19 protein-coding genes are annotated in these 20,496 nt (G+C 62.8%); 14 read left to right on the forward strand and 5 right to left on the reverse strand.

Features of this window, described 5'->3' with window-relative positions; genetic code table 11:
* Positions 1-173: 173 nt before the first annotated feature.
* Entirely contained in the window at positions 174-1,739 is a 1,566-nt protein-coding gene (locus tag SKTS_RS05730) for a B12-binding domain-containing radical SAM protein (RefSeq protein ID WP_173061599.1), read from the forward strand.
* Positions 1,740-1,772: 33 nt separating this feature from the next.
* Here SKTS_RS05730 and SKTS_RS05735 read toward each other — a convergent pair whose 3' ends face one another.
* On the reverse strand, positions 1,773-2,108 hold the full coding sequence (locus SKTS_RS05735; RefSeq protein WP_173061602.1) for a glucosamine--fructose-6-phosphate aminotransferase: 336 nt from the start codon (positions 2,106-2,108) through the stop codon (positions 1,773-1,775).
* A gap of 161 nt (positions 2,109-2,269) precedes the next feature.
* Here SKTS_RS05735 and SKTS_RS05740 point away from each other — a divergent pair, with 161 nt between their 5' ends.
* Positions 2,270-2,494, forward strand: coding sequence for a hypothetical protein (locus SKTS_RS05740; protein WP_173061605.1), 225 nt, complete (start codon positions 2,270-2,272; stop codon positions 2,492-2,494).
* Between the two features lie 36 nt (positions 2,495-2,530).
* On the opposite strand, the gene SKTS_RS05745 is transcribed toward SKTS_RS05740, so the two are convergent.
* Genes SKTS_RS05745 through SKTS_RS05760 form a run of 4 tightly spaced genes read right to left on the reverse strand, consistent with a single transcriptional unit; the run spans position 2,531 to position 7,082 of the window.
* Positions 2,531-4,324 carry an ABC transporter ATP-binding protein gene (locus SKTS_RS05745; protein ID WP_173061608.1) on the reverse strand — a complete coding sequence of 598 codons (1,794 nt, stop codon included), beginning with the start codon at positions 4,322-4,324 and terminating at the stop codon, positions 2,531-2,533.
* Positions 4,325-4,342: 18 nt separating this feature from the next.
* Positions 4,343-5,368, reverse strand: coding sequence for an HD-GYP domain-containing protein (locus SKTS_RS05750; protein WP_173061611.1), 1,026 nt, complete (start codon positions 5,366-5,368; stop codon positions 4,343-4,345).
* Positions 5,369-5,383: 15 nt separating this feature from the next.
* Positions 5,384-6,859, reverse strand: coding sequence for a sensor histidine kinase (locus SKTS_RS05755; RefSeq protein ID WP_173061614.1), 1,476 nt, complete (start codon positions 6,857-6,859; stop codon positions 5,384-5,386).
* 19 nt (positions 6,860-6,878) lie between these two features.
* A complete protein-coding gene (locus SKTS_RS05760; RefSeq protein ID WP_173061617.1) occupies positions 6,879-7,082 on the reverse strand; it encodes a hypothetical protein in 204 nt (67 codons plus the stop codon).
* A 137-nt stretch (positions 7,083-7,219) separates the two neighbouring features.
* Between SKTS_RS05760 and menB the strand changes: the two genes are divergently transcribed.
* From menB to menD, 12 genes are all read left to right on the forward strand, one after another.
* Positions 7,220-8,035 (forward strand): 1,4-dihydroxy-2-naphthoyl-CoA synthase, encoded by an 816-nt coding sequence (gene menB, locus SKTS_RS05765; protein ID WP_173061620.1) that lies wholly within the window; start codon positions 7,220-7,222, stop codon positions 8,033-8,035.
* A gap of 24 nt (positions 8,036-8,059) precedes the next feature.
* Positions 8,060-8,290 carry a type II toxin-antitoxin system VapB family antitoxin gene (gene vapB, locus SKTS_RS05770; protein ID WP_173061623.1) on the forward strand — a complete coding sequence of 77 codons (231 nt, stop codon included), beginning with the start codon at positions 8,060-8,062 and terminating at the stop codon, positions 8,288-8,290.
* Positions 8,291-11,119: a class I SAM-dependent DNA methyltransferase gene (locus tag SKTS_RS05775; protein ID WP_173061626.1), complete on the forward strand. Its 2,829-nt coding sequence runs from the start codon at positions 8,291-8,293 to the stop codon at positions 11,117-11,119.
* On the forward strand, positions 11,116-12,093 hold the full coding sequence (locus tag SKTS_RS05780; protein WP_173061629.1) for a virulence RhuM family protein/type II toxin-antitoxin system death-on-curing family toxin: 978 nt from the start codon (positions 11,116-11,118) through the stop codon (positions 12,091-12,093). Before SKTS_RS05775 ends, SKTS_RS05780 begins: the two co-directional genes overlap by 4 nt.
* Positions 12,090-12,989 carry a 1,4-dihydroxy-2-naphthoate polyprenyltransferase gene (locus SKTS_RS05785; protein WP_173061632.1) on the forward strand — a complete coding sequence of 300 codons (900 nt, stop codon included), beginning with the start codon at positions 12,090-12,092 and terminating at the stop codon, positions 12,987-12,989. The genes SKTS_RS05780 and SKTS_RS05785 overlap by 4 nt, the downstream gene beginning before the upstream one ends.
* A gap of 6 nt (positions 12,990-12,995) precedes the next feature.
* Positions 12,996-14,042, forward strand: coding sequence for an o-succinylbenzoate synthase (menC, locus tag SKTS_RS05790; protein WP_173061635.1), 1,047 nt, complete (start codon positions 12,996-12,998; stop codon positions 14,040-14,042).
* The gene (locus SKTS_RS05795) at positions 14,039-14,452 is read left to right on the forward strand and encodes an acyl-CoA thioesterase (RefSeq protein ID WP_173061638.1); all 414 of its coding nucleotides are present in this window, start codon (positions 14,039-14,041) and stop codon (positions 14,450-14,452) included. The genes menC and SKTS_RS05795 overlap by 4 nt, the downstream gene beginning before the upstream one ends.
* A gap of 59 nt (positions 14,453-14,511) precedes the next feature.
* Positions 14,512-15,237, forward strand: a complete 726-nt coding sequence (locus SKTS_RS05800) for a c-type cytochrome (protein ID WP_173061641.1) — start codon at positions 14,512-14,514, stop codon at positions 15,235-15,237.
* Between the two features lie 75 nt (positions 15,238-15,312).
* Positions 15,313-16,035 (forward strand): class I SAM-dependent methyltransferase, encoded by a 723-nt coding sequence (locus tag SKTS_RS05805; protein WP_173061644.1) that lies wholly within the window; start codon positions 15,313-15,315, stop codon positions 16,033-16,035.
* Between the two features lie 157 nt (positions 16,036-16,192).
* Complete coding sequence (locus SKTS_RS05810; RefSeq protein ID WP_173061647.1) at positions 16,193-17,380, forward strand: class I adenylate-forming enzyme family protein; 1,188 nt, start codon at positions 16,193-16,195, stop codon at positions 17,378-17,380.
* Entirely contained in the window at positions 17,374-18,756 is a 1,383-nt protein-coding gene (locus SKTS_RS05815; protein WP_173061650.1) for an isochorismate synthase, read from the forward strand. The genes SKTS_RS05810 and SKTS_RS05815 overlap by 7 nt, the downstream gene beginning before the upstream one ends.
* Positions 18,749-20,437 (forward strand): 2-succinyl-5-enolpyruvyl-6-hydroxy-3-cyclohexene-1-carboxylic-acid synthase, encoded by a 1,689-nt coding sequence (menD, locus tag SKTS_RS05820; protein ID WP_173061653.1) that lies wholly within the window; start codon positions 18,749-18,751, stop codon positions 20,435-20,437. The genes SKTS_RS05815 and menD overlap by 8 nt, the downstream gene beginning before the upstream one ends.
* Positions 20,438-20,496: the final 59 nt, after the last annotated feature.

Below are 20,496 nucleotides of genomic sequence, written 5' to 3' on the forward strand. Positions count from 1 at the left end.
AGTGGATGCTAATGAAGCGGGGGCTTTCATGAGCAACCAACTTAATCGAGTAATTGTCATAAGGCAGTAGTAGAACGAACAATCAAGACCATGCAGGTGAAGCATGCGGGGGTCCGGTTCTATTCCAGTGGTATCCGGGCTTTTATAACAACAATAAGCGAACTGGAATTGCCATGAACTCCGAAAAACAGACTGTGCTTTACATCCGCCTGCCGTGCTGGAAGATTTATCCGGGCGGCGTCATCTATGTGGCCGATTACATCCACAAACAGCGCCCCGACATCCAGCAGCACCTGCTGGATATGGCCCTGATTGCGCCCGCCGACCGCAAGCGCGTGCTCCGGGAGCATCTTGACTCGCTCCGGCCGGATATCGTGGCTTTTTCCTGGCGCAACATGCAGTCCTTCGGCCCGCACCCGGAAGACGACGCGCTCGGCGTGGTGATGAATTTCGACTATTCGCCCAACTGGAAGCGCAAACTGAAAGCGGCCAGAAGCGCGTTTTCCATCATTTACGACTACACCACCAGCAGGCTCAACAACTTCGGCTACATGAAGCTGGTGCGCAAGCTGCTGCCCGCGACGCGCATCGTGGTAGGCGGCACGGCGGTCTCCATCTTCGGCAAATACGTTGCCGAGAAATGCCCCACCGACACGGTGATCGTGATCGGCGAAGGCGAGGACGCCATGCTTTCCATTGTCGACGGCTTTAGTCAGCCTGTCGGCGAGATTTATTACAAGGATCGTGCCGGACATGTCGAACATCGCCCGCGCGAGGAAACCTTCGACCTGCACACGCTCACGGCAGTGGACTTCCCTTACGTCGAGTCGATTTTCCCCGAATTCCACAGCTACCTGAACGACGACATCGGCGTGCACACCAAGCGCGGCTGCCCATTTCAGTGCCATTTCTGCCTCTACAACAAGATCGAGGGCGCGCATCAGCGCTACCGCGATCCGCTCGAAATCGCCAAGGAAATCGAAGCGCTCAACCGGAACTACGGCGTCAAGCGGATCTGGTTTACCGACGCGCAATTCTGCTCGACCAAGAAGAGCACCGAACACGTCGGCCTGATCCTCGACGAATTGCTGCCGCGCAAGCTGGACATCACCTGGTCCGGCTATCTGCGCCTCAACCACCTGACGCCGGAGCTGGCGCAGAAGATGCTGGCAACCGGCCTCGGCAGCGTCGACCTGTCCTTCACCGGTTCGCAGGAAATCATCGACACGCTGACCCTGGGATATTCGTTGGAGCAGCAGATGGACGCATTCCGCATGTTCAGGACCAGCGCCTACACGGACCAGAAAATCAAGCTCTACATGCCGCTCAACGCGCCGGGAGAAACCGTCCATACCCTGCGCATGACCATCGAAAAAATCAAGGAACTGTATGAACTGTTCGGTCGCGACAACGTGCTGCCGTTCATCTTCTTCATCGGCATCCAGCCCAACACGCCGGTGGAACGCCTGCTGATCAGCCAGGGATACCTGAAGCCGGACTACAACCCGCTGTCGCTCAATCCGTTCCTGATCAAGAAGCTGCTCTACAACCCGCAGCCGCTGGGACGCCTGATCGGCCGTGCGTACCTCGAAGCGGTCGATTCGCTCGATGCCAGCAGCGAGTACATCGGGCGCCTGACCATGGAAATCATCGAGCGCGAGCTGAACCGCATGCCCAGCGGCAACAAGAGTCGCCGCATCGGCAAGGCCACCATCCCGATTCTGAAGACCCACGAGTAAGGCGGCGCGCGCGCCTCGGATGCGCGCCGTTTTTCAGTCCGGCAGCACAGCGAACTGCGCCTCGGCGCTCGCCTTGTCGATGCTGACCAGCATTTCGCAATAGGCGTTCTGCGGCATCGGTTCCGCGCCGCAGCCGCAGCTGGCGACGATCTCGGTGAAAAAGACGCCGACCCGGGCGTGGATGGTGCGTTCGTCGTCGGTAACGCGCAACACCGTGCAAGTGAGATTGCTGTCGTCCACATATCCACCCTGGGAAACGCCCTTCTGCAGCGGCAACGTGCCCGATTCCAGTGCGCCGATTTCGTCTTTTAGCGTCTGGGTGAAGGCGGCCGATGGCCAGTTACGCAGGGAATTCGCGAGTTTCGGCATATCTATCTTATGGAATCAGGGTGTTGGGCGTTGCCAAAGCATATCAGGCACGGATCGTGCTCGTACAAAAATAAGGTGAAACGGTGGATGTGCAGTCTCAACCTTTTGCGCCTGGTGACGTTAAGATGTTATAGGCAGTGCAATTCGAATGGAGGTGCACCATGATCAGCACGATGGAAATGGCGACTGGCCAATGGGAGCGTGGCGACACGGTCCCTGATGCCCCGGTATTGGGGAATTCCACTGCATACGCGGTGCCCCCACAGGTGCAAGCCGGACTCTGTGAACATGAGGCTGCCTGGCCGCTTCATGCCGGCATGCCGGCAGATCTGGCAACGCAGGACCTGGAAGATTTTCTTTCCCGCATGGCTGGCCCGGCGCACTGAACCCGAGCGTGAGCTCCACATGAAGGCAGTGCGGCCTCAGTGCTGCAACTGCCCGTACAACCTGCTGTACAGCCCGTTGCTCTTGAGCAATTCCTCGTGGGCGCCTTCTTCGATGATGCGCCCGTCCTCGAACACGTAAACCCGGTCGGCCTGTTTGACCGCCGAGAGGCGGTGCGCCACGATGATCGTGGTGCGGTCCTTGAGAAACGCCCCTAGCGCTTCGTGCAGCCGAGCCTCGGTTTCCGCGTCCAGGGCGGAAGTGGCTTCGTCGAGTATCACCACCTGCGGCTTGGCCAGGATCATGCGCGCGATGGCGAGGCGCTGGCGCTGGCCGCCGGAGATGCGCACGCCCTGCAGGCCGACGACGGTGTCAAGTCCCTTGGGCAGCTGTTCCACCAGGTCTTTGAGTTGCGCCACCTCCAGCGCCTGCCACAGGTCCGCGTCGTTGCAGTCGCAGCCCATGGTGAGGTTGGCGCGCACCGTGTCGTTGAAAATGGCGGGGTGCTGCAGGACGGTCGCCACGTGCTGGCGCACCACTTCCATGCCGATCTGCGTGACCGGGACGTTGTCGAAATAAAGCGTGCCGGACTCGGTGGGGTAGAGTCCGAGGATGACCTGCACCAGCGTGGATTTTCCCCCGCCAGACGCCCCCACCAGGGCGATCTTTTCCCCGGCCTTGATGTCGAGGTCGACGCCGTTGAGCACCAGCGGGCCGTCGCCGTAGCGGAACGAGATGTTTTCCATGCGCACGCCGACGGTGTGCTTGCCGCTGAAGGGGTCGCGCAGGGCGGGGTAGTGCGGCTCCTCGTCCAGTTGCATGAGGCGGTTGAGGCGTCCCAGCGCGGCCTTGGCGCTGAAATAGGCGTACTGGATGCCGAGGATTTCCTGCACCGGCGCCATCATGAACCACAGGTAGCCGAACACCGCCATCATCTCGCCCACCGTGAGGTTGGAGAACACCACCATCAGCATGCTGATGGCGCGGAACACGTCGAAGCCGATGAGGAAGACCATGAACGACAGGCGGCTGGCGGCGTCGCTTTTCCACGAGAACGCGGCGGCGTGGGTGCGGATGCCGCGCGCCCGTTCCAGCACGCGGCTGATGTAATGCTCCTCGCGGTTGGCGGCGCGGATCTGCTGGATGGCGTCGAGGGTTTCGGTGAGCGCCTGCTGGAACAGCTCGAAGGCGCTGTTTTCCTTCTTCTTGAGGGTTTTGACTTTCTTGCCCAGCACCGTGGTGAAGTAGATCACCACCGGGTTCATGAGCAGGATGAACAGCGCCAGCTGCCAGTGCATCCACAGCAGGATGGCGGCGGTGCCGATGATGGAGAGCAGGGCGACGAGGAACTTGCTGATGGTGGCGCCGATGAAGTCGTCCACGGCGTTGAGGTCGGTGACGAAATGGGAGGCCACCGCGCCGCTGCCCAGGGTTTCGTATTCCGACATGGCGATACGCTTGAGGCGCTGCAGCAGGCCTTCGCGCAGGCGGTAGGAGACATCCTTGGCGATGAGGGTGAAATTGCGCGTCTGCCACACTCCCATCATCGCGGCGAACAGGCGCAGCACTATCGTGAGGGCGAGGATGGCGCTGATATACAGCAGCGGGCTGTGCCAGTGAGTGGGAAAGCGGCTATCGATCCAGCCGACCATGACGCCGGGCTTGTGCAGCAGCACTTCGTCCACCAGCAAGGGCATGAGGAGCGGAATGGGGACGCTCGCCAGTGCCGCGAAAACGGCGATGACGTGGGCGGCGATTAGTTCTTTCTTGTGCTCCCTGGCGATGCCCAGGATGTAGGGCCAGGTGTAGACCGGGGGTAACGGATTCGGCATTTGAATTCGAGCGTTATTTCAGCCCCAGAATTTGAAGCTGCTTCTTTCCAGCACGCGGATGCAGCTGTCCACCACATCCTGGTCGTAAAGCTTGCTCCGATTTTTCTGGATTTCGTCCATGGCGGCTTCAATCCCCAGCGATGGGCGGTACGGCCGGAAAGAGGTCATCGCTTCGACCACATCGGCCACTGCGATGATGCGCGCTTCCATGCATATCTCCTCGCCCTTGAGGCCCTTCGGGTAACCCGATCCGTCCATGCGCTCGTGGTGTTCCACCACCATGCGTGCCACGGGCCAGGGGAAGGATGCGCCGGCCAGGATGTCGTAGCCGGCCTGGAGGTGGGTCTTGATGATGTCCATCTCGATGGTGGACAGCTTTCTCGGGCAGCTCAGGATCTCGGCGGGGACGCGGATCTTGCCCACGTCGTGAACCAGGCTGCCGAGACGGATGCCGGTGATGGTGTCGGAGGGCATGCCCATATCCTCTGCGATGGCCGTCGCCAGCAGGGAAACCCGCTTCTGGTGGCCGTCGGTGTAGGGGTCGCGCAGCTCGATGGCCCGCGAAAGCACGCCTATGGTCTGTTCCAGTGAGTCGATGATGAGCTTTTCAGCCTTGTCCATCTCCCGTTTGTGGAAGCGGTTCTTGGCGCTCTTGAATATGGCCTGGAGCAGGGTGTCGGTGTTGACCGGCTTGGTGACGTACTGGTCCACCCCGATTTCGATGGCCCGGATGAAGTAGTCGCGCTCGCTGTAGGCCGTGATCACGATGATGGGGACTTCATGGACCGACGCTTTGATGATCGAAGCCATTTCCAGGCCGTCCATTACCGGCATTTTGATGTCGGTCACCACCACGTCAGGCTGGTGTTCGCGAAAGGCCTGAATGCCTTCCTGGCCATTAATGGCAGTATGTAGCGCGCCGACCCGGCGGCGCAGGAAACGGGTCAGAAGATCCCGAATTTCATCGTCGTCTTCGACATATAGAATGGACAGCGTCTTCAGGAAGTCGAAGTCGACCTGGGCTGTGGTGTTGTCGGGTTTCATAAAAATGGCTTAATTTTAAGAGGCTTTTTCCAATGGTATGCTCAACGTAAACCGGGCGCCGTTTTCAATGTTGGCCGCGCCGATTTTACCTTCCATGTTACGCTCAATTATCATTTTGACCATGTATAGCCCGATTCCGCTTCCTTGATCCTTGGTGGTGAAATAAGGGTCGAACAGCCGCGGCAAGATATCCTGCGCGATGCCGCCGCCGTTGTCATCCACGGTAAGAACGGCTTCCTTTCCCTCTTTTCTGAGCGCGACGCGGATTTGTCCGTTGGCGGTCTCGCTCTCCAGGATCGCTTCCTTGGCGTTAACCAGCAGATTGAGCACGGCCTGTGCATACTGGCTGGGGAAACCGGTTGCGGTCAAATCAGGGGGTACATCCACGGCGATTTCGATGCTGTTGTTCTTGAGCGCGGCCATGACGATGAAAACCGCTTCCCTGACGGCCTCTGCTACGTCGAAACTGGATTTCTCGCGGTCGGGGCGGAAGAAGTCGCGGAAATCGTCGATCGTGGTGGACATTTTTTCGATCAGGCGCCTGGCGTCGGAAACGTCGCGCGCCAGGGTTTCCTCCGTGATGGCCTTGAACTTGAAATCGTCCTGTATGTTGCTGATGATCAGGCCCAGGGAATTGAGCGGTTGCCGCCACTGGTGTGCGATGTTGTGCACCATCTCGCCCATGGCGGCCAGGCGCGACTGCTGGATGAGCATGTGATCCTTTTCGCGGTTTGCCGCGACTTCATCGCTGACGCGTTGTTCCAGGGTTTCATTCAACTGTCTGAGCGCTTCCTCGGCATCCTTGCGTTCGGCAATTTCATGCAGCAGGCTCGAATTGTAGTTTTGCAGTTCGTTGCGCATGGATGCAAAACTGCTAACCAGTTTGCCGACTTCATCCGGCCCAGCCTTGGGCAACGGCGTGTCGAAATCCATCCTGGCGAGCCGGACGGATGCTTTGGCCAATTGGCGCAACGGCCTTCCCACTGTGATTTCCGTGGTGGCGATGATCGTTACCATGAGAGCGGCCATCACGCCGAGCAGAGTCAGGGACAATTCCCTGATCTCCTGGCGTGTGTTTGCCAGCGATGGCGCCAGATCCACTCTTGCCACCAGGGTGCCCAGGTCGGTGTCGAGATAACGAATTTTCTTTTCCAGCGTGCGTACGCCCGGTGAGGTTAATTGGCCAGATTGTTTTGCTGAGGAGGCCAGCGGGTAGAGCTGCTTGCCTTCGGCATTGACCAGTCTGATGTCGACCCACGCCGGATTCTTTGCCTTCAATGCGTTGAGATTTTCGTGCACGATGTCCAGCTGGCTTCCCAGTAGGAGCGGAATCATGGCCTCCACCACACTGTCCAGATGCTGATCCACAGCCCTGAAATGCGCGGCCTCGTCGTTGGCAAGCGTCCTGGGAACCCAGATGGCGTAGAGGTAAATCCCGATCAGCAGCCCGATCAGCAGCAGTGGATACAGGAGTTTTGCACGCAGGGACACTGAGGAACCTCTGATTAAGTCAAATGCGGTCGCGACGTGGTTTTGCGGGTGCCAGGCAAGAAGTGAGGCGCGCCGTGCAGTCATTCTGCACCAGCGCCTCGCGACGCCGCATGGCGCCCGCAAAACCACGTCCCTCCGGGTTACATCGAAAACGGGCTTGCGCCGCGTTGCGCTCCTCGGCGTCGTAGGCTCGGCTACGACCTTCGTCGCGCGCCTTGCTCAAGCCCGTTTTCGATGTAACGCGATCCGCGTTTGACTTAATCAGAGGTTCCTTAGCCGGAAAAAACGCGAGAATACCACAGGGCGCCCATGCCGGGCTTTGTGCCATAATTCCGCCATCTTGATGAGTCGGGCAAGGCCATGGATTGGAAAGCAGTCGGTACGTTTCAGGACATTCTCTATCACCGGGCGGAGGGCATCGCCCGCATCACGATCAACCGCCCCGAGGTGCGCAACGCCTTCCGGCCGCAGACCGTGAACGAACTGATGCAGGCCTTCCAGCAGGCCCATCTCGACCCGGAAATCGGCGTCGTCATCCTCACCGGCGCGGGCGACAAGGCGTTCTGCTCCGGCGGCGACCAGAAAGTACGCGGCGACGACGGCGGCTACCACGACGCGCAGGGTACGCCGCACCTCAACGTGCTCGACCTGCAGATGCAGATCCGCCGCCTGCCCAAGCCGGTGGTGGCGATGGTGGCGGGCTACGCCATCGGCGGCGGGCACGTGCTGCACCTGGTGTGCGACCTGACCATCGCCGCGGACAACGCCCGCTTCGGCCAGACCGGGCCGCGCGTCGGCAGCTTCGACGCGGGCCTCGGCGCCGGGCTGCTGGCGCGCGCCGTCGGTCTGAAAAAAGCCAAGGAAATCTGGTTCCTGTGCCGCCAGTACGACGCGCAGGAAGCGCTGAGCATGGGGCTGGTCAATACCGTGGTGCCGCTGGCGCAACTGGAACAGGAAACGCTGCAGTGGTGCCACGAAATGCTGCAGCACTCGCCCACCGCGCTGCGCGTGCTCAAGGCCGCCTTCAACGCCGACACCGACGGCCTGGCGGGGATACAGGAACTGGCGGGCAACGCCACCGCGCTCTACTACATGACTCCAGAAGGCCAGGAAGGACGCAATGCCTGGCTGGAAAAACGCGCGCCGGATTTCGGCAAGTTTCCGCGTCGTCCGTGATCGTTGCCACATTGGGGAGGACTTGTGACAATCAGCACCGTTTTTAAGCACAAACACAGTCAGGCTGTCTGCTTGCCTGATGACGTGCGTTTCCCGGATTCGGTCAAAAAAGTAGATGTGCGCGTGGTAGGTGAGGAGCGGATTATCGTGCCCGTGGGATTAGACTGGAACAGTTTTTTTCTAAGCGCAAAATGCGCCACCGATGATTTTATGGCCGAGCGCTCCAGCCAGTTCCAGATTGAACGCGAGAACTAAATGCCCCTAAGCTGGAACGAAATCAAAAGCCGCGCACTGGGTTTTTCCCGGGAATGGCAAAACGAATCCTCCGAAGATGCCGAAGCCAAATCCTTCTGGGACGGATTTTTCAACATCTTCGGCATCAGCCGCAAGCGTATCGCCTCATTTGAAGAGCCGGTAAAAAAGCTGGGCGACAAGCAGGGGTTCATCGACCTGTTCTGGAAGGGCGTATTGCTGGTCGAACACAAATCGCGCGGCAAAAACCTCGACAAAGCCTATACCCAGGCGCTGGACTACTTCCCCGGAATTTCGGAACGTGACTTGCCCAAATACGTCTTGGTCTCCGACTTCGCCCGCTTTCGCCTCTACGATCTGGAAACCAACGAACAGCACGAATTCGAGCTGCATGACCTGCACAAAAACGTGTCGCTGTTCGGTTTTATCGCCGGGTATCAAACCCACAAGATACAAGAGCAGGACCCGGTCAACATCAAGGCTGCCGAACGCATGGGCAGGCTGCACGACCAGATGCGGGAAACCGGCTTTGAAGGCCACCCGCTGGAGCTATATCTGGTGCGCCTGCTGTTCTGCCTGTTTGCCGAAGATACCGGCATCTTCGAGCGCCAGCAGTTTCAGGACTACATCGAACAGCGCACCTGCGGCGACGGTACCGACCTTGCTTACCACATCAGCGCCCTGTTTCAGGTTCTCAACACCCCGGAACAAAAACGTCTGAAAAATCTTGACCAACAGCTCGCCGCCTTTCCCTACGTTAACGGCAAGCTGTTTGAAGAAGCGCTGCCCATGGCCGGCTTCGACGGAGCCATGCGCCAATCTCTGCTCGACTGCTGCGCGCTGGACTGGAGCCGTATCTCCCCCGCCATTTTTGGCAGCCTGTTTCAGTCCATCATGGACAAACAGGCACGCCGCAACCTTGGTGCGCATTACACCAGCGAAAAGAACATCCTCAAACTCATCAAGCCCTTGTTTCTCGATGCCCTGTGGGCCGAATTCAACAAAGTCAAAAGCAACAAAAACCGGCTGTTCGAATTCCACAAAAAACTGCGCAGCCTGAATTTTTTCGACCCCGCCTGCGGCTGCGGCAACTTCCTCGTCATCGCCTACCGCGAACTGCGCCTGCTGGAGCTCGAAGTCCTGCGCGCCTCGCGTTCCAGCGAACAGCTTACGCTGGACGTGCACAGCCTCATCAACCTGGACGTGGACCAGTTCTACGGCATCGAAATCGAAGAATTTCCCGCCCAGATCGCCCAGGTCGCAATGTGGCTGATGGATCACCAGATGAACCTGCTGGTGTCGGAAGAATTCGGCATGTACTTCGCTCGTATTCCTCTCAAAGCCAGCGCCAATATCGTGTGCGGCAATGCCTTGCTGCTGGACTGGAACGAGGTGGTCGTTGCAGAGAAATGCAGTTTTATGATGGGGAATCCGCCGTTTGTTGGGAAACACTATCAGGACAAACAGCAGAAGATGGAACTGGTGGCTGTTTTTGCTGGCTTGAAGGCAGCCTCCGACCTCGATTTTGTCGCCGCATGGTATCGCAAGGCAGCCGATTACATGGTCGCGAATCGGTCAATCCGGGCCGCTCTGGTTTCCACCAACAGCATTACCCAGGGCGAACAGGTTGGCATTCTCTGGCCCGATCTCTATCGACGTGGTGTCAAAATCCATTTCGCGCATCGCACCTTCCAATGGAATAACGAGGCACGCGGCAAGGCTGCGGTGCACTGCGTCATCATCGGTTTCGCGCTGCACGATACCGGCGAGAAATGGTTGTTCGAATATGAAGCCTTGCGCGGCGAACCTCACGCCGTCAAGGTTCCCAATATCAGCCCCTATCTCGTCAGCGGGCCGGATATCATTGCAGGGAAGCGACAGCAACCCCTTGGCGCTGTGCCGGACATGCGGTGCGGCAACAAACCGAGCGATGGTGGTAATTTGCTGCTTTCCGACGCGGAGCGGGACGCACTGCTTGCCGACGAACCGGCTGCCGCGCCCTGGGTGAGGCGCTTTGTCGGCTCCGAGGAGTTCATCAATAACATCCCTCGCTGGTGCCTCTGGCTTGATGGCATTCCACCCGAAACACTGCGCAAATTGCCCAAGGTGCTGGCCCGAGTAGAGGCGGTGCGGGCGTTCCGCTCCGCCAGCAGCGCGGAACCGACACGCCGCGCAGCGGAAATGCCCACCCGATTTTTCTACGTCTCGCAGCCGGACAAACCCTATATTCTGATCCCGGAAGTCTCATCCGAGCGTCGCCGCTATGTGCCCATCGGCTTCATGACCCCGGACGTGATTTCGAGCAACACCAATTATCTGATAGCCGAGCCCAGCCTGTATCTGTTTGGCGTGTTGCAATCAGCCATGCATATGGCCTGGCTGGGAACCGTTGGCGGGCATCTCAAGAGCGATTTTCGATACTCCGGCTCGATGGTTTACAACACCTTCCCCTGGCCGGATCTTCCCTCTCCCCCTGCCCCTCTCCCGCCAGCGGGCGAGGGGAGTAAAAGCCCCTCCCCCGTAGGCGGGGGAGGGGTTGGGGAGAGGGGGCGCATCGAAACCGCAGCCCAGGCCGTTCTCGATGCCCGCGCCCAATTCCCGGACGCCTCCCTGGCCGATCTCTACGACCCGCTCACCATGCCGCCCGCGCTGCTCAAGGCGCATCAGGCGCTGGATAAAGCCGTGGATGCCGCCTACGGCAAAACCGGCTTTAAATCCGAAGCCGAACGCGTGGCGTTTTTGTTCGAGCGCTATCAGAAAATCACTTCCCTGCTCCCGTCAGCGTCCAGCGAAAAAACCAGAAAGACGCGCCGGAAGGGAGAAAACGCATGAGCGATATCGTCATTTACGAAGCCGAAAATGGAGCCGTGTCTGTCAGGCTGGATAGTGAAACTGTCTGGCTGAGCCTGCAACAAATGACAGAGCTGTTTGCCCGTGATAAATCCGTCATTTCACGACATCTTCGCAATATATTCATGGAGGGCGAATTGGACCGGGAGGCAGTTGTTGCAAAAAATGCAACAACTGCTGCTGATGGCAAAACCTATCAAGTCGAGCACTTCAATCTAGATGCGATTTTGTCCGTTGGCTACCGGGTCAATTCCAAACAAGGCACCCGCTTCCGCCAATGGGCGACCCACTTACTCAAAGAGCACCTCACCCGTGGTTACACCCTCAGCCGTGAACGCTTCGAGGCCAACGCCCGCGAGCTTGAAGCCGCGCTGGAACTGGTGCGCAAAGCCGCACGCACCCCTGAATTGGCCGCCGACAGCGGACGCGGTCTGGTGGAAATCGTCAGCCGCTATACCCAGACTTTTCTCTGGCTGCAACGCTACGATGAAGGCCTGCTGACTGAGCCCGCAGGCAGCCCCGGCGGCTTGCTGCCCAGCCTGGAACAAGCCCGTTCAGCCCTAACACAGCTCAAAAACCAACTGCTGGCGCGTCATGAAGCCACCGATCTGTTTGCCCGTGAGCGTGGCGACAGCCTGGCGGCCCTGCTGGGCAACCTGGATCAAACCGTGTTTGGCGAACCCGCTTATCCCACCATTGAAGCCAAGGCCGCCCATCTGCTGTATTTTATGGTGAAGAACCACCCTTTCACCGATGGCAACAAACGCAGCGGGGCTTTTATGTTTGTGGATTTCCTGCACCGTAATGGCCGCCTGCTGAACGCGCGTGGCGACCCCCTCATCAACGATACCGGGCTGGCCGCGCTCACCCTGCTGGTGGCCGAATCCGACCCCGCGCAGAAAGAGGTGTTGATCCGCCTAATCATGAACATGCTGGCGCCGGAGACAAGTGCATGAGTACAACCTGCCAGCTGTCGCCGTTCCACATCTGGCTGCTGGCCGCCCGCCCCAAAACCCTGACGGTTTCGCTCACCCCGGTGATGGTGGGCGTCGCCTTGGCGTGGTTCGAAAGCAACGTAGTGGCGTGGCTGCCGGCGCTGGCGGCATTGCTGGGCGCGGTCCTGATCCAGATCGGTACCAACCTGCACAACGACGCGGCGGATTTCGCGCGCGGCGCGGATGGCGGGGAACGCCTCGGCCCGGCGCGGGCGGTGGCGTCCGGCTGGCTGACGGCACGCCAGGTGGAGCGCGCGGCCTTTGTCTGTTTCGCCCTGGCCATGCTGTGCGGGGCGTATCTGGCGTGGCTCGGCGGCTGGCCCATCGTGGTGCTGGGGCTGGCTTCCCTGCTGTCCGGCTGGGCCTATACCGGCGGGCCGCGCCCCCTGGCTTACACCGGCCTGGGCGAGTTGTTCGTGTGGCTGTTTTTCGGCCTCGCGGCGGTGATGGGGAGCTTCTACCTGCAGACTTTCCGCCTCGACTGGGGCGTGTTCGTCGCCGCCTCGATGGTGGGCCTGCTGGCGGCGGCGGTGATCGTGGTCAACAATTACCGCGACCTCGACGGCGACCGCGCGATCGGCAAGAACACCATGGCAGTGCGCCTGGGACGCCAGGGCAGCCAGGTGGAATACGGCCTGCTGCTGTTCGTGCCCTACCTGCTGTTGCCGGTGCTGTCCGGTCTGACCGGGGTGAAGCTGGGCGCGGTATTGCCCTTCCTTTCCCTGCCCTGGGCCATGAATTTGCTGCGCCGTTTCGCGTCCGAGCCGGTGGGGCCGGCGTTCAACGTCATCCTCGCCCAGACCGCGCAGTTGCAACTGGCGTTCGGAGCCTTGCTGGTGCTCGGGATCATCCTGTGAACCCCGATGCAGATAGAAACTAGCCGGGTTTTCTCTTACCGCCTGCCGCTCAAGGCGGAATGGCATAGCGCGCAGGGCGATTTTTCCACACGTTCTGGCTGCCTGCTTTGTCTTGAAACGGACACCGGCCTGCGCGGCTGGGGCGATTGCGCGTCGCTGACCGGGGACGCTGCGCCGGACGCCCTGTCGCAATGGCACAAGGATTTGCCCGGCCTCGACCTGGCGCAGGCGCGGCGGCATCTTGAACAGTCCACCCTGGCGCCGGCCGCACGCTGTGCCGTGGATACCGCCCTGGCCGACCTGGCGGCGCAGCAGGCCGGACTGCCCCTGGCATGCTGGCTCAATCCGCAGGCAGCGCTGAACGTGCAGTGCAACGCCGCCCTGGGCGCGCTCGACGAAACGGCTGCGGCACGCGCAGCGGCCGCGCTGGCGGAAGGCTTCACCGTGCTCAAGCTGAAGGTCGGGCTGGCCGGCGTGGCGCAGGAACTGGCCTGGCTGCGCCAGCTGGCGGATGCGCTGCCGGCGGGAATCCTGCTCCGGCTCGACGCCAACCAGGCGTGGAGCGAGGGCGATGCGCAGCGCTTTATCGCCGGGCTGGACGGTCTGCCGGTCGAAATGCTCGAAGAACCGCTGGCGCGGCCCGACCTGCCCCGCCTCGCCGCCTTGCAGCAGCGCACGGCGATCGCCCTGGCGCTGGACGAGTCGCTGCCCGGGCTGGACCCGGCGCAAGTGTGCGCCTCCCGCGCGGTGCGGCGCCTGGTGCTCAAGCCGGCGCTGCTGGGCGGGCTGTACGCCTGCATGGACTGGGCGCGCCAGGCGCAGGCGACGCAAGGCATGGCGTGCGTGGCGACGACGACGCTGGACTGTGCCGTGGGGACCCTGGCCGCAGCCCACCTCGCCGCCGCGCTCGGCAACGGGCTGCATCACGGGCTGGCGACTTCTGCCTGGCTGGCGCGGGACGTGGGCCGTGCGCCGCCGGTCAGCGGCGGGATAATGCGCCTCGGCACGCAGCCGGGGCTTGGCTTTGAACCTGATTGGGACGAGTTGTCATGATGGAATACGAATACCGCTTCCAGGTGCGCCTGCACGACACCGATCATGCCGGGGTGGTGTTTTTCGCGCACCTGTTCACCCATGCCCACGATGCCTACGAAGCCTTCATGGCCAGCGTCGGCTTGGGGTTGGGCGCCCTGATCGCGGACGGGGTGCGCCTGCCGGTCGCGCATGCCGACGCCGATTACCTGCTGCCGCTGCATCACGGCGAGGAGGTCGCGGTGACGCTGGCTATTGCAGAACTGGGACGGACTTCCTTCACCGTGGCATACGAATTCCGCTGCGACGGCGAACTGCGCGCCAGGCTGCGCACCGTTCACGTCTTCCTCGATACGCAGAGCGGGCGCCCGGCAGACCTGCCGCAGGACATGCGCGCGCAGCTTGGCCCATTCGGTCTGGAAGACGATTGACTTGAGTCAAGGCCGGTGTGTGAATAGAATGATTTAATGACTGTGAATGAGGAATGGCAATGAAGCTGAACTTGGCGCTGGCGTTGGTACTGGCTCTGACTTCGACGTGGGCGCTGGCGGACGTGCCGGTGCCGACGAAAGCAGGGATCGAGTCCAAGGGCTATGTGTGGAACGATGCGTCCGAAACCGAGAAGATCGAGGCGCTCAAGCTCAAGGGAGACGTCAAACGCGGCAGGGAGATTTTCGAGGTTTGCAGCGCATGCCACCTTTCCTCCGGCGCCGGGAAGCCGGACGGCTCCATCCCGCAGTTGGCGGGGCAGCATGCCTCGGTGATCATCAAGCAGATCGCGGACATCCGCGCCGGATTGCGCGACAACCCGCCCATGTTTCCCTTCGCCATCACCCTGAGCGATGCGCAGGAACTGGCCGACGTGGCAGCCTACATCCAGACGCTGTGCATCCCGCCCGAGCACGGCACGAGCGCAGGCGGCGCCGCTTTGCTGGCCAGGGGCAAGGCGCTGTACATGAAGGAATGCACCACGTGCCATGGCGCCAACGGCCAGGGCGACGCAGCGAAGTTCTACCCGGTTCTGGCCGGGCAGCACTACAGCTACCTGCTGCGCCAGGTGACCGCGATCCGCGACGGCAAGCGCCGCAACGCCGACCCGGCCATGGTCGCGGTGGTGAAGAAATATTCCGACCAGGACCTGGATGCGGTGGTGGAGTACATGGCCAGCCTCACCATGCCCGGTTCGATGTGCAAGCCGAGCGGCATTAAACAGTAGCGATCAGCTATCAGCGGTCAGCAACCACGGTGGTCTGGCTGAAAGCCGGCCGCTGAAAACCGGGAGCTATACACCATGACCGACCTGTCCCGCACCTTCGGCTACCAGAGCGTCGCCGAGGACGAACGCACGCGCCGCATCCGGCGCGTGTTCTCCAGCGTGGCGCCGCGCTACGACCTGATGAACGACCTCATGAGCATGGGTATCCACCGCCTGTGGAAGCGCAGCCTGGCGCGTCAGGCCGCCGCGCTGCCGGGCCAGGTCGTCGTGGACCTGGCCGGCGGTACGGGTGACGTGGCTGCGCTCATGGCCGGTAAAGGCGCGCAGGTGATGGTGTGCGACCCCAGCCTGGCGATGATGAACGCCGGCCGCGCGGACAAGCCTTCCGCCGTTATGTGGCTGGCCGGGACCGGCGAGCGCATCCCGCTCGCGGCGGGCTCGGTGGACACTGTGACCATCGCCTTCGGCATCCGCAACGTCACCAGCCTGGAAAACGCCATGAAGGAAGTGCTGCGCGTGCTGAAGCCGGGTGGACGTTTCCTGTGCCTGGAATTTTCCCGTCCCTGGGCGCCCATCAAGCCGTTCTACGACGTTTTTTCCTTCACCGTGATACCCCGCCTGGGCGCCTGGATCGCGCGCGACCCGGAGGCCTACACCTACCTGGTGGAATCCATCCGGCGCTTCCCCGACCAGGAGGAAATGCGCGGCATCATGGAGCAGGCCGGGTTCGCGCAGGTGCGCTACCGCAACCTGTCGTTCGGCATCGCCTGCCTGCACAGCGGCGTCAAGCCCCTTTAAACAATGGGTCAGGGAAAAGCAGTTAACCACGGAGTACACGGAGAACACGGAGTAAAAAACCATGGATCGCATGTTTCTTGGTATTCACCTGTTTGTGAAAGCATAAAGACCTCAAATGGCCCTTCTCCGTGTACTCCGTGGTTAAAGCGTTCTTAATATGAAGACCCTGCTCACTCGCTGGCTGGAACGCGCCGCTCAGAGCCATCCCGACGCCCCCGCGCTGATGGCAGAAGGCGAAATTGTCAGCTACGCCGCCCTGCGCTCGGCCGTTCCGGACTGGCTGCCGGAGCGCGTGGCGAATCTGCTGAAACAGCCGGAACTGCCCGGCCACGCCGAGCTGCTCATCGCCACCAGCGGCAGCACCGGCGCACCCAAGACCGTGATGTTGAGCGAAGCCAACCTGGAAGCCGCGGTGCTGACCAGTCGCAGCCGCATTCCGCTGGCGCCGGGCGACGTCTGGCTGGCCTGTCTGCCGCTGCAGCATATCGGCGGTATGGCCATTTTTTACCGCTGCGCCGAGGCGGGCGCCGCCGTGCTGCTGCATCGCGGGTTCGATGCGGCGCGGGTGCGCGAGGACATGGAGCGCCATGGCGTGACCCATATTTCCCTGGTGCCGGCGATGCTGGCGCGCCTGCTGGAGGCCGGAGCGCCGCCCGCCGGTCTGAAACATGCCCTGATCGGCGGCGGCCCGTTGTCGCTAGGTCTGGCGCAGAGGGCGCACCAGGCCGGCTGGCCGATCTGTCCCACTTACGGCATGAGCGAGGCCGCCTCGCAAGTGGCGACGCTGGCGGCGTTTCCGCCCGACTGGCGCGAGGGCATGGTCGGGCTGCCGCTGCCGGGCGTCAGCGTGGAAATCGTCGACGACGACAACCGGCCGGTGCAGGGAGAAGGGCGCATCCGCGTGCGCGGCCCCAACGTGATGGCGGGCTACGCCAATGCGGCCCATGAGCCCGGCCATGGCTTGCGCGACGGGTGGTTCGTCAGCGGCGACCGTGGTTATTTCGACGCGCGCGGCAACCTGGTGGTGCTGGGGCGTCACGACGACGTGCTGGTGAGCGGCGGCGTCAATGTCCATCCCGCCGAGGTGGAGAGCCTGCTGCTGGCCTGCCCTGGCGTGAGCGACGTGGCGGTGACCGGCGTGAGCGACGCGGTGTGGGGCGACCGCATCGCTGCCCTGGTGGTGGGGAGCGTGGACGACCTGCAGGAGTGGTGCCGCGATCGCCTCCCCAGCCATTTGCGTCCGCGTCTGTTCGTTGCCGTCGCCGCGTTGCCGCGCAATGCGCTGGGCAAACTGGAACGCAAGCGCCTGCCTGCGCTGGCCCGCGCCATGGAAAAGCCATGCTGAAACGCTTCCGCCCGGACGATCCGGTCTTTCTCGGCCAGCTGGAAGCCCGCCTCGCGGCCGCGCTGCGCCATGCTGGAAACCTTGAGGCCGGTCTGTTGAGCGTCACCCTGGCGGTGCCGGAAATCCCGCTGGAATTCATGCCTGCCGGGCTGGACGAGGCGTTTTACTGGTCGCGCCCGAGCGCCGGCCGCAGCCTGCTCGGCCTAGGCGCTGCAGCCGAGATACAGGCCGACGGCGTGGAACGCTGGTGCCTGCTCAAGGATGCCTTCGCTGCGTGGCAGGCGCGCTGGCAGCACGAGGATATCGACGCCACCGGCTTGCAACCGCTGGCCCTGGGCGGCTTCGGCTTTGCCCCGCAGGCCGCGGATGCGGATTTTCCCGCTGCCCGCCTCAGGGTGCCGGCCTTGCTGTTGCGGCGCGAGGGTGACATATCCGCGCTGACGTTCACTTTTGCTGCCGGCGCCGTCGCGCTGGAGCCGGCCATGCAGCGCATGCGCCGGCTGGCCTCGGCCATGGCGCAGCCCCCTTGCGAGAAGCAGGACCAGGTTTCGCGGCGCGATGCCGGCGATGGGGAAGACTCGGCGTGGCTGGCGCGGGTCGCCGACGCCGTGGCCGACATTCAGTCCGGCCGCCTCGACAAGGTGGTGCTGACGCGGAGCGTCAGGCTGAGCGCGGCGCAGCCGTTCGATCCCGCTTGCGTCATGGCGAACCTGGCCAAGCGCCATCAGCGCTGTACCCTGTTCGGCGTGGCGATGCCTGCAGGCGGCATGTTCATGGGCGCCAGCCCGGAATTGCTGGCCGGGCTGAGAAACGGCGAAACCTATTGCGACGCGCTGGCGGGCACGGCATGGGATCGCGGCGGCGCAAGCGCGCGCAATCTGCTCGCTGACATGAAAAACGGCCGCGAACACCGCCTGGTGGTGCAGTCCATCGCCGAAGCGCTGCGCCCCGTGTGCGCCCGGCTCGAAGTGCCGGCCGCGCCGGTGGCGCTGCACCTGGGGCATCTGCATCATCTGTGGAGCGGTTTGCGCGGCCGGGTGAAGCCGGGCATCGGCTTGCTCGACCTGCTCGAACGTCTCCACCCCACCCCCGCGGTGGGCGGGTATCCCCCACGGGCGGCGCTGGAGTGGCTGGCGCAGCACGGGGAAAACCGCAGCGGCTGGTACACCGGCGCGGTCGGCTGGATGGACGCGGCCGGGGAGGGCGAGTTCGCGGTGGCGCTGCGCTGCGCCCAGGTCCGCGGCACGCAGGCGGAACTGTATGCCGGCGCCGGCATCGTGGCGGGCTCCGAGCCGCACCACGAGCTGGCGGAAACCGAGGCCAAGCTGCTGCCCATGCTCCACGCGCTGGGCCATTTCCGGGAAGAACATGACTGACACGGCGCGCGACAACGTGCTGTGGGCCTGGACTCTGATCGACGCCCTGGCGGCAAGCGGCGTGGTCCACGCGGTGATTTCGCCCGGCTCTCGCTCCACCCCGCTGGCGCTGGCCTGCCTGCGCCATCCTGGAATAATAGCCTCGATCCAGGTGGACGAACGCAGCGCCGCATTTTTTGCCCTCGGGCTGGCCAAGGCCCGGCATCAGCCGGTCGTGCTGGTGTGCACCTCGGGCTCGGCGCCGGCGCACTGGTATCCGGCGGTGATCGAGGCGGACATGGGCGGCACGCCGCTTATCCTGCTCAGCGCCGACCGTCCGCCGGAGTTGCGCGGCTGCGGCGCCAACCAGGCCACCGATCAGAACAACTTGTTCGGCAGCCACGTGCGCGCTTTTCACGAATTGCCATGCGCCGACGGCGACCCCGACATGCTGCGCTGGCTGCGCGCACTTGCGGCGCAGGCGGTCGACCAGGGCTGCTGGCCGCTGGCCGGGCCGGTGCACCTCAACGTCCCGCTGCGCGAACCCTTGCTGCCCGACAGGCCGTGGCCGGCTCTGCAGGCCGCGCCGGTCGCCGCCGTTTGCTACCCCGTCATGACTCTGTCGCCAGACGCTGCGCACAGCCTGGCCGGCGAACTGTCCGGCGGGCGCGGGCTGATCGTGTGCGGCGCGGGCGTTTTTAGCTCCGAATTCCCTGCCGCGCTGATGGATCTGGCGCACAGGCTGGCCTGCCCGGTGCTGGCTGATCCGCTCGCCAACCTGCGCTTCGGCGCGCATCGAAACAATACGGTTCTGTCGCGTTACGATGCCTTCCTGCGCGCTGCCGATGCGCCGCGCCCGGACTGGGTGCTGCGCTTCGGCGCCATGCCGGTGTCGAAATCCCTGCAACGTTTCCTCGACGGGCTGGCCGGCGTGCCGCAACTGCTGGTGGATTGCGGCGGGCGCTGGCTCGATCCGCTGCACCGCGCGAGCCGCCTGCTGCGGGCCGATCCCGCCGCGCTGTGCCGGCAATTGTCCGAGCTGGTGGAGCGTGCCGCGCCGCCCTCATGGCTGGCGGCATTCAAGGCCGCCGAGCACCGCGCTGCGCAACTGGCCGAGCCGGAGCCGCCGCCGGAAGCGGAGGTGGTGCGCACGCTGATCGACTTGTTGCCTGCCGGCGCCACCCTGTTCTGCGGCAACTCCATGGCCATCCGCGACCTCGATGCCTATTCCGGCTGCGGCGACAAGGCGCTACGCATTGCCGGCAACCGCGGCGCCAGCGGCATCGACGGCAACGTGTCCACCGCACTCGGGCTGGCAGCAGCCGGCGCCACGCCGCTGGTGGCGCTGCTCGGCGACCTGGCCTTTTATCACGACATGAACGGCCTGGCCGCCGCGCGCGGGCTGGATGCGGTGTTCGTGGTGCTCAACAACGGCGGCGGCGGCATCTTCGAGTACCTGCCCCAGGCGGGGCTGGAGGAATTCGAACGCGGCTGGCTGACGCCGCTGGAACTGGATTTTTCCCACGCGGCGGCGCTGTACGGGCTGAGCTATGCCAAGGTCGATCATGGCGCCGGGTTCTGCGCCGCGCTGGCCGTCGCCCTCAAGGGCGGGGCGCACCTGGTCGAGGTGAGCATCGACCGGGCGAACAGCGTGGCGCGCCATCGCGCTTACTGGGAGGCGGCGGGCGAAAATATGTTTTGAGTATCCGGTGGGGCGGGCATAGGATTATGCTGTTGGTAACAGGCTTCTCTCCCCGGTAG

It is taken from the genome of Sulfurimicrobium lacus (assembly GCF_011764585.1).
Lineage (GTDB): Bacteria > Pseudomonadota > Gammaproteobacteria > Burkholderiales > Sulfuricellaceae > Sulfurimicrobium > Sulfurimicrobium lacus.